The following is a 15,172-nucleotide window of genomic DNA, read 5'->3' on the forward strand; positions in this document are numbered from 1 at the left end:
TTAAGTATCAAAAACCTAGCAGGAAAAACCCCCTAAAGTCTGAACTGTCCCTAAATCTTCTTCTCAAGTACATCAATAAAGCAACCTCTCACCAAACAGCACAAAAAAAAGAGAGGACAAAAAAAGCATCGTGTCCTCCCTCAAAATCACTCCCACCTTCAATCAGCAAGCTTCAGCCATTCTTCCATAACTGAATCCCGTTCATCTCCAAGCTCCAGCTTCCGGCGGTACACTTCATACAGTTCTTCATGATCTGCCTGGCTGGCAGCCAAAACAATGTCCAGCTTTCTTATCTCATTTTCAAGGTCTTCGATCCTCTCCTGTACTTTTGTTAATTCCTTTTCTTTGTTGATCTTTAATTCGCTCGGCTGGCTCTTCATCGCTCCAACAGATTCCTTTGCGGAGCGTCTCTCCTGCGCGCGTTCTTTGATCCTTCGATACTCATTATAATTACCCGCATAGCTTTTAAAAGTGTGATCTTCAACAGCCACAACTCGTTCACCGATTTTATTAATAAAATACCGGTCATGGGAGATGAAGAATATTGTCCCTTTAAAGTCTTCCAAAGCCGCCTCGAGGGTCTCAATTGAATCGATGTCGAGGTGGTTGGTCGGTTCATCCAGGATCAACAAATTGATATCCTGAAATAATAACACTGCAAGCTTCAGCCTGATTCTCTCCCCGCCTGATAAGTGCTTCACCTTTTTAAACACCGATTTTTTATAAAACATGAACTTTGCCAGGTATTCACGGGCTTTTCCTTCCAGGATTGAAATATCTTCCCTGAAGCACTCCAGAACCGTGGCCTCGTCATTTTTAAAATCGATTTTCTGCGGAAGATAAGCCGCCTTGACGTTGGCTCCCAGTTCGACCGTCCCTTGATCGGGCAGTTCTTCTCCCAAGAGCATCTTTAAGAATGAGGTTTTCCCGCTGCCATTTGGACCGAGCAGGCCGACCCTTTCACCATAAGGAATCATCAGGTCAGCATCTTTTAGAATTGTTTTATCTCCATACCTTTTCGTGAGCCCCGAAGCCTTGATCGTTTCTTTTCCAGACCGTTCCGTCTCTTTGAAATTCAGTTTCATATTCTTTTTGTCGAAAACCGGCTTATCGATGCTTTCTAATTTATCAAGTTTCTTCTGGATGCTCGCCGCCCTTCGGAAGAACTTGTTATTGTCCGCTCTCATAGCCCAGTCACGCAAATTGGTGACCTGTTTTTCCATATTATTGACCTTCTTCTGCTGCTCTCTGAAGTGTTCATATTGAATACGCATGTTTTCTTCTTTTTGGGCTGTAAATGCAGAATAGTTTCCCTTGTAAGTCCTGGACACCATATCTTCAATTTCAACAATTTTACTGACAACGTTATCCAGAAAGTATCTGTCATGAGAAACGATCAGCACGATACCCTTATGGTTCTTCAGATAGTTTTCGAGCCATTCAATGGATTCCATATCGAGGTGGTTGGTTGGCTCATCCAGCAGCAGGATGTCGGGAGCATTCATAAGGAGCTTCCCGAGCATGACGGTCGTTTTTTCCCCGCCGCTCAATAGATCAAAGTCCTTATCCAGGAAGCTTTCGTGAAACTTCAAGCCCGTGCAGACCCTGGCCAGCTTTTCTTCCATCTCATAACCGCCCTTGGTTTCGTAAAGCTGAAGGAGATCACTGTATTTTACAAGGGCAAATTCCAATGCATCTCCTTCAAGGATTGCCAGCTTTTCTTCTGCACTCCGCATTTCTTTTTCAATGGCTTTGACCTCTTCAAAAGCCAGGTTCAGCACATCGGAAACCTTCATCCCTTCAGGAAACTCCGGCGTTTGCTCAAGAAAAGCTACTGCCGCATCTTTCGGAAGGTTCACAAATCCTTCATCGTAACCGTAGCTTGTTGTCTGCGGATAACCTGGATAGTACTCCATCGGGATGATCCCCGCAATTAATTTCAGGACCGTACTCTTGCCGCTTCCGTTCGCCCCGATAATACCAACCTTCTCGCCTGTCATCACCTCAAATGTGATGTTTTCCAGGACTTGTGCGGCATCCATATATTTTTTTACACCGTTCAATGATAATTCCAGCATGTTCATTCCTTCTTTCATCCATAATGTCCGTTACGCATTTTATGGACAGCAAAAAGAAGACCTTCCTTACATTCATTAAGTTTTAGGATATAGCACAATAGTGAACTCGATTTCCCCTGGTTTTCTCATCAAAAGCCTATACCGGCGGAAAAAGCTCATAAAAAAAGACCGCAAGAAGACAAACCTTCTTACAGCCCTTAACACTCTATTGTGAATAATTTACCGGGAACAGGGGCATGCCTAAAGAAGCATGTGTGCAAGTGCATCCCATATTTCAAGAGACCGATAAATTATATTGAGTCAAGTAAGTAAGTTACCTTCTAAATTGCCGGATTCCATAAGAGCATAACAAATAAACCTATACTGACTAGGTAAAATTAACGCTCTGTACAAAATCTTTATTAATTTTCAAAAATTAATAATCAGCAATTTGTTGGTTCCATAAACTTACTTTCCCCCTCCATCATTTTCTATATTATCTCAGTATTTCATTATTTTGTAAATAGGCTGTCAATACCTTGAAGCAAGGGCAGTCTGCAGGAAAATCATTTCCTCTGCTAGATGATTTATTCTTCTTTTGAGATAGATATCCTCTATCTCATTCTCTTCATCGAAGAATTTGTCGTGAACAAAAACATTGCCTACAGGAACTGTTCCCTTTAAGTATGTAAGAATGGGCTTTAAATGGTGTTCAGCGACAAGAAAATGCTTCTCGGATCCACCAGTAGTAATCATTCCTGTTACCTTTGATTTGAAGGCATCGACCGGAAGATGATCTATTAAATTTTTCAAAGCGCCCGATATAGAGGACTGATAAATTGGAGATCCGAAAACGAGAAAATCTGCTGATAAAATCGTGTTGACAACCTTTATTGTGTCTTCATTGTAATAAGTTAGTGGAGCACCTGTTACAAATTCAACGCTATATTCCTTTAAATCCAGCAGTTCTGTTTGTAAATCTGAGTTGATTGACTTGGCGGCTGCCAGGACTTCATACACAATACTGCTGGTTTTAGAACCTGCTAATGATCCGGAAATTCCCACAAGCTTCATCCAACTTTCCTCCTTTTTACTTCATTGTATTAAGCGCGAAGAGGGACAGTCCCTCTCCGCGCTTTATTAATTAGACTCTTTTCGTAAACCCGTTGCTATTTGATATGACTATCCTGAATTAAGCACATAGTTCACCGAAATACCCTGTTAAGCAAGAGTGAAAAACCTTAGTGTCCAGGGATATCCGAAAGCGCCCATTAATCAGAAATCATATTGTGCATCTTTCTTTTCACGTATTGAAGCAAAGGCTTCCGCCAGCATGACGGTATCTTCCGCCAGGCGTTCTATACGGAAGAGGACATCATCATTTGTGATTTCTTTACGGTGGAAGTCACTCTCTTCGATGAACACATAGGTTTGAACGATTTGGGCTTTCATGTAAGACAATATTGGCTTGATCTGCTGTTCGGCAATTAAGTAGTGCTTGGCAGATCCAGCTGTTACAATGATGCTGACCACTTTGTCACGGAAAGCATTTTGAGGAAGCAGATCAAAGATGTTTTTTAATGTAGCTGGAATTGATGCTTGAAAAACCGGTGTCCCGATGATGATGGCGTCTGCCTCCATCAAGGTTTTTGTCACATGCCCTGTATCTCCTTCGTATTCCAGGTAGTTCCGGCCGTCACTGAATTGGATATCATAGTCAGCCAGATCCAGAAGGGTCACTTCGGCTTCGGGGTCATTTTTGCTAATTGATTTCACTGCATAATTCATTGCGGTTCTCGTCTTTGAACCAACCTTCGAACCTGATAATCCGACAATCTTCATTTTCGCTGCCTCCTATTACTTGCTTGTGTACTTACGTATAGCCGGTAAAATTTCATTTCCGATGATTTCAACATTCTTCATGATCTTGTCAAACGGCATGCCGCCGAAGTCAATTTGGGCAATATACCTTTGGTGGTTGAATTCCTCATGTTGATACAGAATTTTCTCGATAATCTCTTGAGGGCTGCCGATATTCATGATGTTATGCGGATCCACGCCCTGAGCAAAATGCTGCTTCGGAAAGCCGCCGCCGTTGGTTTTCTTCATGCCTTCATTAATGTGCGGATATAAATCCTTCAATGCCTGCTGAGAGGTTTCAGCTGCATAAAAGAACCCGGCCGTCGCAACTGGTAATTGAGCAGGATCGAACCCTTTGCTCCTCGCCGCTTCACGGTATGCTTCAATAGTCCGTTTGAAAACGGAGGCAGGTCCGCCGAGGTGCGCCATGAACATCGGTGCTCCGGCATAGCCTGCTTTAATCGCACTGGCAGGTGTTCCGCCGACGGCACGCCAGATCGGCATGGAACCATTTTGAGGCCGCGGAAGCACTCTCGCATTTCTTAACGGCTTGCGGTATTCTCCGCTCCAGTTCACGACTTCCTCTTCGTTGATTTTCATCAACAGGTCGAATTTTTCTTCATAAAGTTCTTCGTAGTTTCTCAGGTCATAACCCAGAAGTTCAAACAATCCCACTCTTGAAGCCCGGCCGGCCACAATTTCTGCCCGCCCGTTCGAAATCAAGTCGATGGTGGCAAAATCTTCATATACCCTGACTGGATCAGATGTACTGATGATGGTGGACGAGCTGCCAATTTTAATATTCTTCGTAGCCTGTGCAATTGCCGACAGCACCACGGAATGAGCCTGCGTAGCGAAGTATTCCTGATGGCTTTCTCCGACACTGAAGAAATCAAGCCCTGCCTCGTCGGCAAGCTTGGCATATTCAATGATTTCCCGAACCCGCTCGCCGGCAGTTCCTCTTTCGCCTGTATGAGGGTTTGGCAGGTGATCGCCTAATGTATAGATTCCGAATTCCAACCCTTTGCTTTGATCGATACGGTATTTCTCCATATCTATTTCCCTCCTTCTATTCACTCACCCTAGTCTTTTACAAGACCATCTTACTTTATCTTCCTGTTGTTCACTAATATGATTACATCCTTGCCCACTAGGGTTTCCAACTCTTGGATGATATCTTCATCATTTACCCAAAAATCATTTACATACTTGGTACCCGTATAAAACATTTGGTTACCTTCAAAGAAAAAAACCTCTGCAATTCCTTGATAGCTCTTCACCAAATTTTTTCCTGCTAAGGGGTTCAGCTGGTAAATCGAGAGCTCGATCTCCTCTTCATTGTATAGAGCAAACAACTTGGCCACAGGAATTGTCCTCAGCATCAACACTTCCGAACCTTTTTCTTCCTGCACCATTATCTTTCCCGAAAAAGATCTCATTCTTTCTATATCTCTATCTATATGACTATCTTTAGCTTGCAAAAAAGAATTCCTTCGCCCGTGATATTGAAACCTGCTCTTCCTCAGGAACTTCGAAATCCTGATATACTGCCCCAATTGGACAAACAGCTTCACACATGCCGCATTCAATACACCTTGAAGGATCTATAAAAAATTGGTCCGACCCTTTTTCTATGCAATCAACCGGACACACATCCACACAATCTGCTGCTTGTTCATGCATACAAGGTGATGTAATAACAAATGCCACTTGCTCCCCCTCCATTTCTTTTAAAATAAGATTCCGTCCAGCTTGCTCAGCACCAGGACGAGCGCTTTATCATCTTCGTGAGGGATCCCCTCTACGTTTATAATCTCCATTCTATCCTCCGTAAATCTGAGATAAGCCATAGAATAAGGCACCTTAAAAAGGCACCTTATCCCCGGTCTTATTTAGTTGTTTTGTGCTGATTCAAAGTTCTTTGCAACAGCATCCCAATTGATAATGTTAAAGAAGCTTTCGATATACTCCGGTCTTCTGTTTTGATAGTTCAAGTAGTATGCATGCTCCCACACATCAAGCCCAAGGATTGCGCGCTGTCCATCCATCACTGGATTATCCTGGTTCAACGTGCTCGTCACTTCAAGTTCTCCTTTTGAATTGACAATCAGCCAAGCCCATCCTGAACCGAAACGAGCGGCAGCTGCCTGCGCAAATTCTTGCTTAAATCCATCAAAGCTTCCAAAGGCTTGATCCATTGCTTTTTCTAATTGCCCTGAAGGTTCATTACTTTCGCCTGCAGGAGCAATTACTTCCCAGAACAGGCTGTGGTTCAAGTGTCCGCCTCCGTTATTTCTAACAGCCGTCCGGATGTTTTCCGGCACATCACCCAAATTGCTCAGCAGCTCTTCAAGAGATTTTGATTGCAGTTCCTCGTTTCCTTCCAAAGCTGCATTCAATTTATCAACATAGGCCTGATGATGTTTTCCATGATGAATTTCCATCGTTGTTTGATCAATATGAGGCTCCAGAGCATCGAAGCTGTAGTTTAATGCTGGTAAAGTAAATTTAGACATAATGAATTCCTCCAAATGTGTTAGTTTTGATATTTTTTATACCTTAAAGTATACTTAATGCAATTAAAGATTAATTCATAAGCATGTGATAAATCAATTCATTTGCTCAAGGTTTTTGAGAATTCTTAATAACTTTCCATTTTATATACTTCATAGTATAATAATTTTTTCGTATCGCATTAAAGCACGTGCCATCTTTCAAATAGAATAGAGGTGTACAGTATGACTGTCACAATGAAAACGACGAAAGATAAAATCCTCGATTTACTCAAACGAGAATCCGCTCTGACGGTCAATGACCTTATCGCTGAACTGGGCATCACTCACATGGCTATCAGAAAACATCTGACTGTCCTTGAAAAAGACGGGCTCATTCAATCGAGCGAGATCAGGCAGCCCAAGGGCAGACCGCTATACAGCTATTCGTTGACAGAAAAAGGAGAACGGCTTTTCCCGAAGAATTACGAAGGGATCAGCGTGGAGTTTCTTCAGGATATAGAAGATTCATTTGGGAAAGACTCAGTCGATGCTCTATTCAAAAAGAGAGAACAGCGCCTGACAAACCAATATAGAGATCAAGTGCAGCAGCAAAACAGCACACTGGATAAGGTTCTGGAAATAGAAAAAATCCAAAATGAAAAAGGGTATATGGCAAAGGCCAATCAAATTGATGAAAACACCTTTGAACTGATTGAATACAACTGTCCCATACTGGCCATCGCGAACAACTTCAAAACCGCATGCAAATGTGAAACCGAAATGTTCAAAAAAGTACTGGGTACAGAGGAAATCAAGCGGGTTTCCTGTAAAACAGAAGGAAATAAACACTGTAAATTCCTGATTAAATATGATTCATAACACGAAGAGGGGCTTGCTGAGCGCAGTGCTCTGAAAAAGTCCATCACATACTTAAAAAAGGCAGAATCGTTCACTTCTAAGAACGGTTCTGCCTTTTTTCACTTCATGTGCAATTTAAAAAGTGTTGGTTTCTGTTTAAGATCTACGACTCCACTGGGCTGGCGCATGTTGGAGAGGGCCTTATAGTGAAAGCGGCCTGCCATTTCTTAATAAGTATCTAGCGGAGAAAATAAGGGGAGTTTTTTCCCTTAATTGCAAATTCATGCTCTTTTTGGCGAAAATAGAGGAAGTTTTTTCCCCTATATGATAAAAAAACCTATTTTTCTAGTGTATTTAGTTTAATAAGGGAAATTTATTCCCCTATTTTAGCTTCTTTCAGTGTTTTTCACTAAATAAGGGAACTTTTTCCCTCTATTTACTATCCAAACACTGAACCGCATTGACACGTGCCACCGATCGCAGCCTTGAATCAGCATCTTTCCAAAGACTAGTTGAGAAACACCCTCCCAGCCCCGGCAGGCAAATCTTCCAAAAATGGATTAAAAACAATGAAATATGAGGAGCAACATATAAAAGCCAATCTTTCTTTCCTATTTAAGGAGAGATAGTTGACTCTTTTAAAAAAGAATTAGATTCTAAAATTCGGTATATTTTCAGTGTCCTGCTGAACGCAGGACTCTCTTTGGGAATTAACGCATCAAAGAATAATAGCAGCCTGCAAGAGTTTTCAAGCAAGATTAATACTGTTATATTATTCTTGAAAAATCAGCTCTATGTTCATTTTCACTTCTTAGTGGACAACCTCCCTCTCTCTTTCCTTCCAAATACATAGAATAGTATCGACCGGCAGATAAAATGTCTGTCAGTCTATCCACTCAAAATCTAGTAATGAGACGGCGTTTACTTCATTTAAGGAACCCTTTCATTTAACCCTGACAGCTTTGAAGAAAGTAATCGTACAAGAGTAGAAGTCCATGTAAACGGCAACCCTTATGAAGCCGCAGACAATAATTTCCGGGAGCGGCGTGGAGGTTGAAATGTTGTCCAAGTATCTGCCCTCCTGCAGCTTGAAGCAGGAGCACAAGTGGAGATTTATGGAGAGAGTTCCATTTCCGGGACCATCGCTTCTTATCAGCCTGGTTCAAACACGACATCCTTTTCAGCCGCAAAGCTAGCGGAGTTATAGGTAAGAAAACTGAGATACACTCCTTTTTATTTCACTCTGAGTATTTCCTTAAGAAAAACTTCTTGGGGTAGTTGTTTTTTCTGCCTCAACACTCTACAGCCCAAAAAGGGACAGTCCCTTTTAATGATTTATCCGTATAAAGCCTATCTTTTTCAAAAAGGACAAGCGGCGTTTTAGCCCTTGTCCTTTTGTCATGTTTCATATGGATATATGACCGGCTTGAAGCCTCCCAGTTCGATCAGCTCTTTCTGCCCGTCGACCGTGACTACAAAGAAATCCTCTTTCTCCGCCAGCTCTATTTTCTCCACAGTCCGTCCTTGGGCTTCGTAAAATTTCTGGATTTGTTCTTTCTCACTTTCCGGGACCCCTTTTGCCTTATTTGCTGCAGCCAAAGCGGGCTCCTCTGCTACAGTCGGGGCTGCTTTGGGAATATGGGGTTCTCCCTGGTTAAAAATGCCCTGAAGAAGCTTGATGATTTCGGCAAAGCCAAAAAACACAATTCCTGCTACCGCACCATTGATGACCATTCCCCAGCCGACCCTTGCCCGCGAAATACCTAATTCAGCAAAATCGGCCTGTGACCAATAATACAACCCCGAGATAATCCCTACTGCTATAGACAGAACACCTACAATAAAAAGTATGGTTGCCACTTTATTTTCTCTGCTGGTCACTACCGCTCCCCCTTTGAAAACCTATAAACGTACTATTCCAGCTTCGAGTCCTCTTCCCCTTTTTTCCCAAAAAATAAAAGGGGCAAGATGCCTGCCCCTTGTCGCTTTTATCATTTTATTAACGTCTGTTGCTTTTCGGATCAAACGCATCCCGAAGGCCGTCCCCGATAAAGTTGATGCAAAGTACCGTAGTCAGGATAGCGACTCCAGGCGGAATCCAGGCTGCCGGGCTGTTCCTCAGAATTCGCAGGCTCTGTGCTTCAGAAATCATATTCCCCCATGTCGGTGTCGGCTGGGGAATCCCAAATCCGATAAAGCTGAGGGCGGATTCAACAATAATATACGAGGCCATCATTAACGACGCGTTAACCACGATGGGCCCTATGGCATTCGGAATGAAATGCTTAAAGATGATCCTCATATCACTCGCTCCGATGGCTTTCGCTCCCTGTACAAATTCCTGCTCTCTCAGCGAAAGGTAGGTTCCCCTTATGATCCTGGTTAAATTCGGCCAGGAAGTTAAGGCAATGATGGCGACAAAGATTCCTATTGAAACCCTGTCAAGGATCGCCATGACTGTCAGAATGATTACAAGGAACGGAAGGACGAGCATCATATCCGTGACACGCATGATAAAATTATCAATTTTCCCGCCGTAGTAGCCGGCAATGGACCCCAGAGTCACGCCAATTAACAGGGTGAACACCATCGCACTGAAACCGACAATCAGAGAAATCCTTCCTCCGTATAAAAAGCGGGATAAAACATCACGCCCTGAGCTGTCAGTCCCAAGCGGATTCTCTGCCGTCGGCGGACGTTCCACCAGCAGCAGATTGGATTTCGTCGGGCTGTGATCGGTCAAAAGAGGGGCAAAGACGACCATCAAAACAATCAAAGCCAGGATGACCACGCCGGCCACTGCCAGCCTGTTTTTCATGAAACGGCCCAACGCAATCTGAAAGGGTGTTTTCCCTTTTTTGGGTTTACTGTGCGGCTGCACTTCCGGGGTTGGATCTAAGGTTGTTTCTTGTGGATGGATTTGCATTTAATCACCTCATTCATAGCGGATTCTTGGGTCAACAATACTGTAAAAAATATCTGCAAGAAGGTTTCCTACTAATATAAAGACACCGAGCATCAGATTGATGGCCATGATGACGGGATAATCACGATTGCTGATGGAATTGATGAACAAGGTCCCCAATCCCGGATACTGAAAAACTCCCTCGGTGATGATCGCACCACTCAGCAATGCCCCGATTTCAAAACCAAGCAGCGTGATGATCGGAATCATCGCATTTCGCAACGTATGCTTATACAATACGGAGTTTTCCGTCATCCCTTTTGCTTTTGCTGTACGTATATAATCACTGCCCAGCACGTCCAAAACTTCCGACCTCATGTATCTCATATACGTCGCTGTTCCTGCCAGGCCAAGGGTGATGCCCGGAAGCACGAGATGATGAAGCTTATCGATCATGAGTGCGAGCCCTGTTATACCAGGAGTTGATACGGATCCTTGCGAAGGGAACCAGCCGAGCGTAATCGAAAACACATAAATGGCGACCAGTCCAAAGAAGAAATTGGGAATCGCTAATCCTAAGAACCCAAAAGTGGTTGCTCCATAATCCAGCAGAGAATAAGGGTTTCTTGCGGAATAGATTCCAATAGGAATTCCTACAAGAATGGTGATGATCAAGGAAAACAGCCCGAGTTGCAGGGTATTTTCAATACGGCCGGCAATTAAATCGCTGACATCACGTCCTTTGTATATGAACGATTCTCCAAAATCACCCTGAGCGACCTTCGTCACCCAATTAAAATATTGAATATGAACCGGGTCATTCAATCCCATTGCTTCGCGCTGCTGCTCCAGAACCTGTGGATCTATATTAGGATCCATCAAGCGGCCGGCAATCGGATCGCCAGGAGCCATTTTCAGCATAAAAAACACAATCATCGTAAGAGCAATCAGCATCGGGATAAAAACTAGAATCCGCCGTAAGATATACTGGTACAAGGTTCTCCCCCCCATTCTTTCTATTTATATTGGACAGCTTGTAGTTTCTAATTTTTTTCAAGATAACGCTTAGCTAAGGTCTTCTTCCTAAAAGTAGATCAGCAGCATTCATTCGGTGCCCAAGCTGCTAGCTCGACTTTTAACAATGCCCTTCAGAAGCGAACAGTTATAGCGCCCAGCTCTCCGAGGCCAAATAGTCCAACCGGCTTTGGGTCTCTGAAAGCTTTCTTGGCACCCCTTCTCTCCTATTCCAACCGGCTTTGGGTCTCTAAAAGCTTTCCTTGGCACCACTTCACTCCTATTCCAACCGGTTTTGGTCTCTAAAAACTCTCTTAGCACCACTTCACTCCTATTCCAACCGGCTTTGGGTCTCTAAAAACTCTCTTAGCACCACTTCACTCCTATTCCAACCGGCTTTGGGTCTCTAATAGCTCTCTTGGCACCACTTCTCTGGTATCCACTTTTATCCAATCCAGTTGCAGCGCCCTGCTCCTCGGGGTCAAATAACCCAAAGAGAATAAAAGGAAGACCGCCTTTTTTTCTCTTTGGAACATTTGCCTGTCGGAGCAGTTCAGGGCGCTTCCACTTTTTATTCAATCCAGTTGCAGCGCCCTGCTCCTCGGGGTCAAATAACCCAACGAGAATAAAAGGGAAGACCGCCTTTTTTTCTCTTCGGAACATTTGCCTGTCGGAGCAGTTCAGGGCGCTTTCACTTTTTATTCAATCCAGTTGCAGCGCCCTGCTCCTCGGGGTCAAATAACCCGAAGAGAATAAAAGGGAAAACCGCCTTTTTTTCTCKTYGGAACATTTGCCTGTCGGAGCAGTTCAGGGCGCTTCCACTTTTTATTCAATCCAGTTGCAGCGCCCTGCTCCTCGGGGTCAAATAACCCAACGAGAATAAAAGGGAAGACCGCCTTTTTTTCTCGTTGGAACATTTGCCTGTCGGAGCAGTTCAGGGCGCTTCCACTTTTTATTCAATCCAGTTGCAGCGCCCTGCTCCTCGGGGTCAAATAACCCAACGAGAATAAAAGGGAAGACCGCCTTTTTTTCTCGTTGGAACATTTGCCTGTCGGAGCAGTTCAGGGCGCTTCCACTTTTTATTCAAAAAAGAGCGCGGCGCCAAACCGAACGCTCTTTCCTTATTGGCTTCAACTTATTTTTACTCTGTTACATACCAGTTGTGCGCATTGCTTAAGAATGTGTATGGAAGAACTTCTACACCCTGGAAGCGCTTGTTGTGCGCCCATAGGCTGTTTTGTGCATAAAGGATGACTGCAGGAAGGTCTTCAGAGAATTTAACCTGCCAGTCGCTGTATACTTTCTTGCGGTATTCCTGGTCGAATGCATCCGGAGGAGTAAACGCGTCCTTCAGCAATTGGTCAGCTTCGGGGTTATTCCAGCGGGAATAGTTATAACCGGCCGTTGAATTCCATAATCCGCTTGGATCCGGATCAGAACTGCCAAGGCTCCAGCCGATCAGGTAAAGATCCCAGTCCTGGCTGTTTAATTCTAGATCTTCAAAGTAGGCGGCAGCTTCCTTCGGCTGGCGAAGGTCGATGTTGATGCCGACTGCTTCAAGGAACTCTTCAATGATTGGAGCAGAACGCTCGCGAATTTGGTTTCCTGTTGGGTAGTTCAGATTAAGCACCCATTCGTTTCCTTTTGGATCTTCACGGAATCCGTCTCCATCTTTATCAACATAGCCCGCTTCATCGAGAAGGGAGTTTGCTTTTTCCGCGTCAAATGCATATTGATTCGGGTTGGTCTCATCATAAGCCCAGAACTGTGTGGCGATAGGGGAATTTTGAATCGCCCCGCGTCCGAACAGCAGTCCGTCAATGATTGCCTGGCGGTCGATAGCATACGCAATCGCCTGGCGTACTTTCGGGTCAGCAAGCTTTTCATTTTTCGTCCATTTATCAGGGGAGATAGTCGTATCGCCTTCTGCACGGTGGTTATGCATCATACCCATGATTTGATATCCGAAATCCGGCTGTTCAACAATCTCTACATGTTCCATAGCCGCAACCGTGTCATAATCGGCAGCCTGGAATCCGTTTGGATCTGCGACAAAATCGATTTCGCCATTTTCAAGCAATCCGAGGATGACAGACTGGTCGACAACCTTCCAGACAACGCTGTCCAGTTTCGGCTCTCCTTGCCAGTAATCTTCGTGCTTAGACAGAACATATTGCTCACCTTCCACCATTTCCGTGAACTTGAATGGTCCGGTACCAACCACTTCATTAGGATCACGGGAAGCGGCATGTTCAGGGATTTCGGCAACAGGCACATCCGCGAATTTATGTTCAGGAATGATTGTGAAGCTTGCATCGGCCAAAGCAAGAACGTTCGGCTCTGCAAAAACAAATTTAACTGTATGATCGTCTACCTTGACTACTCCTTGGAAATCTTCTGTTTTTCCAGTAGAGAACTCTTCATAGCCTGCAAGTCTCTCCACATAGTTCGTACGGACTCCGCCAGCCTCTATATAGCCCGGGCTTGAGAGCGTTTTGTAAGTAAAGACAACATCATCGGCAGTAAAGTCTTCACCATCGTGCCACTTCACTCCGTCTTTGAGTGTAAAAGTATATTCTGTGTTGTCATCGTTAGGCTCCCACTCTGTTGCCAGGTTAGGAATGAATTCAAGTTCTGTATTTTGGCTTAACAAGCCTTCATGAGTCAAAGAAAGAATGTTAGATTCATAAGCTTCCGTATAGAAGATCGGATTAAACAGCCCTGTAGGCGCGGTGTCCATTGCACCTGTCAATGTACCGCCGGTTTTAGCCTCCCCGTCTCCTTCATTTTGGTTTCCTTCTTCATTAGTAGATGATGTCCCGCTGCAAGCAGCCAGCATTCCAAGCACCATTACAGTCACAAGCATAAGCAGCCAACTCTTCTTTTTTACCAAACTCATTCACCCCTTTTAGTTTTAAAAAAGCATGGCCGAACCGAAAGAATAGAGGGGCACCACCTCCTTTAACTAGTCATCTTACACCCGCTTATCGTATAAGTGGCAGGCTACGTGATGGCCGCCTCCTGCATCGATCAGCTCCGGCCTGTCGACTGCACATCTCTCATGAGCTTTGGGGCATCTAGTTCGGAACGCACATCCGGATGGCGGGTTTGACGGGCTGGGCAGGTCACCGGTCAATATGATTTTTTCACGGTTCTTTCTTTTTTCAATAGAAGGAACAGATGATAATAATGCCTGGGTATAAGGATGGAGCGGCTGGTCATACAAGTTCTTCTTAGGAGCGATTTCAGCAATCCGTCCAAGATACATAACGGCAATCCTGTCGCTTATGTGCTTGACTACGCTAAGATCATGGGCAATGAATAAGTAGGTAAGGCCGAATTCTTCCTGGAGGTCTGCCATCAGATTCAGCACCTGGGCCTGGATGGACACATCGAGTGCCGATACCGGTTCGTCGCAGATGATAAATTTCGGGTTCAGAGCAAGTGCCCTGGCAATGCTGATCCGCTGTCGTTGTCCTCCTGAAAATTCATGAGGATATTTCAGTCTGTCTTCCGAACGCAGACCCACCTTTTGGAGCAGGGAAATAATCTTGTCTTTTCTCTCCTTCTTTTTCAAAGAGGTTTGTACAATTAAGGGCTCCTCTATTAATTCTTCCACACTCATTTTGGGATTGAGTGAAGCAAATGGATCTTGAAAGACAATTTGCATATCCCTTCTGTAAGGACGGAGCTTGCGGGTGCCCAATGCCGAGATATCGTTGTCTTCAAAAATGATCTTCCCTTCCGTTTGCTGCAGCAGGCGGAGGATGACACGGCCAAGGGTGGATTTTCCCGACCCGGACTCGCCGACCACACCAAGCGTTTCTCCTCTTTTAATAGAAAGAGAGACATCATCCACTGCTTTGACGTGGCCAATGGTCTTCTTGAGAACTCCGCCTTTAATAGGGAAGTATTTTTTAATATTAATAGCTTCTAGTATATATTCCTGATCCGTTCCTGCTTTGTGCTCTTTTTCTATAACT

General features: G+C 44.2%; 15 protein-coding genes. 1 reads left to right on the forward strand and 14 read right to left on the reverse strand.

Translation table 11 applies throughout. From position 1 onward, the window contains the following. Window positions 1-158: 158 nt before the first annotated feature. From abc-f to FZC78_RS20025, 7 genes are all read right to left on the reverse strand, one after another. Window positions 159-2,078: a ribosomal protection-like ABC-F family protein gene (abc-f, locus tag FZC78_RS19995; RefSeq protein WP_148941866.1), complete on the reverse strand. Its 1,920-nt coding sequence runs from the start codon at window positions 2,076-2,078 to the stop codon at window positions 159-161. A 510-nt stretch (window positions 2,079-2,588) separates the two neighbouring features. Next, complete coding sequence (locus tag FZC78_RS20000) at window positions 2,589-3,131, reverse strand: NADPH-dependent FMN reductase (RefSeq protein ID WP_148941867.1); 543 nt, start codon at window positions 3,129-3,131, stop codon at window positions 2,589-2,591. Between the two features lie 201 nt (window positions 3,132-3,332). Then, window positions 3,333-3,899, reverse strand: a complete 567-nt coding sequence (locus FZC78_RS20005; RefSeq protein ID WP_148941868.1) for an NADPH-dependent FMN reductase — start codon at window positions 3,897-3,899, stop codon at window positions 3,333-3,335. A 15-nt stretch (window positions 3,900-3,914) separates the two neighbouring features. Continuing rightward, entirely contained in the window at window positions 3,915-4,970 is a 1,056-nt protein-coding gene (locus FZC78_RS20010; protein ID WP_148941869.1) for an LLM class flavin-dependent oxidoreductase, read from the reverse strand. Between the two features lie 50 nt (window positions 4,971-5,020). Further along, on the reverse strand, window positions 5,021-5,356 hold the full coding sequence (locus tag FZC78_RS20015; RefSeq protein ID WP_148941870.1) for a hypothetical protein: 336 nt from the start codon (window positions 5,354-5,356) through the stop codon (window positions 5,021-5,023). A 31-nt stretch (window positions 5,357-5,387) separates the two neighbouring features. After that, complete coding sequence (locus tag FZC78_RS20020; RefSeq protein ID WP_148941871.1) at window positions 5,388-5,627, reverse strand: indolepyruvate ferredoxin oxidoreductase subunit alpha; 240 nt, start codon at window positions 5,625-5,627, stop codon at window positions 5,388-5,390. Between the two features lie 182 nt (window positions 5,628-5,809). Then, window positions 5,810-6,433 (reverse strand): superoxide dismutase, encoded by a 624-nt coding sequence (locus FZC78_RS20025; protein ID WP_148941872.1) that lies wholly within the window; start codon window positions 6,431-6,433, stop codon window positions 5,810-5,812. A gap of 222 nt (window positions 6,434-6,655) precedes the next feature. Here FZC78_RS20025 and FZC78_RS20030 point away from each other — a divergent pair, with 222 nt between their 5' ends. After that, complete coding sequence (locus tag FZC78_RS20030; RefSeq protein ID WP_148941873.1) at window positions 6,656-7,291, forward strand: helix-turn-helix transcriptional regulator; 636 nt, start codon at window positions 6,656-6,658, stop codon at window positions 7,289-7,291. A gap of 922 nt (window positions 7,292-8,213) precedes the next feature. Here FZC78_RS20030 and FZC78_RS24640 read toward each other — a convergent pair. From FZC78_RS24640 to FZC78_RS20070, 7 genes are all read right to left on the reverse strand, one after another. Next, window positions 8,214-8,339 carry a hypothetical protein gene (locus FZC78_RS24640; RefSeq protein WP_286365511.1) on the reverse strand — a complete coding sequence of 42 codons (126 nt, stop codon included), beginning with the start codon at window positions 8,337-8,339 and terminating at the stop codon, window positions 8,214-8,216. A gap of 329 nt (window positions 8,340-8,668) precedes the next feature. Then, on the reverse strand, window positions 8,669-9,151 hold the full coding sequence (locus FZC78_RS20035) for a hypothetical protein (protein WP_148941874.1): 483 nt from the start codon (window positions 9,149-9,151) through the stop codon (window positions 8,669-8,671). Between the two features lie 118 nt (window positions 9,152-9,269). Next, complete coding sequence (gene opp4C / locus FZC78_RS20040) at window positions 9,270-10,196, reverse strand: oligopeptide ABC transporter permease (protein WP_148941875.1); 927 nt, start codon at window positions 10,194-10,196, stop codon at window positions 9,270-9,272. A gap of 9 nt (window positions 10,197-10,205) precedes the next feature. Further along, window positions 10,206-11,171 carry an ABC transporter permease gene (locus FZC78_RS20045; RefSeq protein WP_148941876.1) on the reverse strand — a complete coding sequence of 322 codons (966 nt, stop codon included), beginning with the start codon at window positions 11,169-11,171 and terminating at the stop codon, window positions 10,206-10,208. A 384-nt stretch (window positions 11,172-11,555) separates the two neighbouring features. Beyond that, window positions 11,556-11,852 (reverse strand): hypothetical protein, encoded by a 297-nt coding sequence (locus tag FZC78_RS23910; RefSeq protein ID WP_187445033.1) that lies wholly within the window; start codon window positions 11,850-11,852, stop codon window positions 11,556-11,558. Between the two features lie 478 nt (window positions 11,853-12,330). Then, the gene (locus FZC78_RS20065; RefSeq protein ID WP_148941877.1) at window positions 12,331-14,088 is read right to left on the reverse strand and encodes a peptide-binding protein; all 1,758 of its coding nucleotides are present in this window, start codon (window positions 14,086-14,088) and stop codon (window positions 12,331-12,333) included. Window positions 14,089-14,163: 75 nt separating this feature from the next. Then, on the reverse strand, window positions 14,164-15,168 hold the full coding sequence (locus tag FZC78_RS20070; protein WP_435874189.1) for an ABC transporter ATP-binding protein: 1,005 nt from the start codon (window positions 15,166-15,168) through the stop codon (window positions 14,164-14,166). Window positions 15,169-15,172: the final 4 nt, after the last annotated feature.

The organism is Rossellomorea vietnamensis (assembly GCF_008180415.1).
Lineage (GTDB): Bacteria > Bacillota > Bacilli > Bacillales > Bacillaceae_B > Rossellomorea > Rossellomorea vietnamensis_C.

Coding starts and splice junctions, on each gene's coding strand:
- abc-f (WP_148941866.1), bottom strand. CDS start 2,078: ATGCTGGAATTATCATTGAACGGTGTAAAAAAATATATGGATGCCGCA.
- FZC78_RS20000 (WP_148941867.1), bottom strand. CDS start 3,131: ATGAAGCTTGTGGGAATTTCCGGATCATTAGCAGGTTCTAAAACCAGC.
- FZC78_RS20005 (WP_148941868.1), bottom strand. CDS start 3,899: ATGAAGATTGTCGGATTATCAGGTTCGAAGGTTGGTTCAAAGACGAGA.
- FZC78_RS20010 (WP_148941869.1), bottom strand. CDS start 4,970: ATGGAGAAATACCGTATCGATCAAAGCAAAGGGTTGGAATTCGGAATC.
- FZC78_RS20015 (WP_148941870.1), bottom strand. CDS start 5,356: ATGAGATCTTTTTCGGGAAAGATAATGGTGCAGGAAGAAAAAGGTTCG.
- FZC78_RS20025 (WP_148941872.1), bottom strand. CDS start 6,433: ATGTCTAAATTTACTTTACCAGCATTAAACTACAGCTTCGATGCTCTG.
- FZC78_RS20030 (WP_148941873.1), top strand. CDS start 6,656: ATGACTGTCACAATGAAAACGACGAAAGATAAAATCCTCGATTTACTC.
- opp4C (WP_148941875.1), bottom strand. CDS start 10,196: ATGCAAATCCATCCACAAGAAACAACCTTAGATCCAACCCCGGAAGTG.
- FZC78_RS23910 (WP_187445033.1), bottom strand. CDS start 11,852: ATGTTCCGAAGAGAAAAAAAGGCGGTCTTCCCTTTTATTCTCGTTGGG.
- FZC78_RS20065 (WP_148941877.1), bottom strand. CDS start 14,088: ATGAGTTTGGTAAAAAAGAAGAGTTGGCTGCTTATGCTTGTGACTGTA.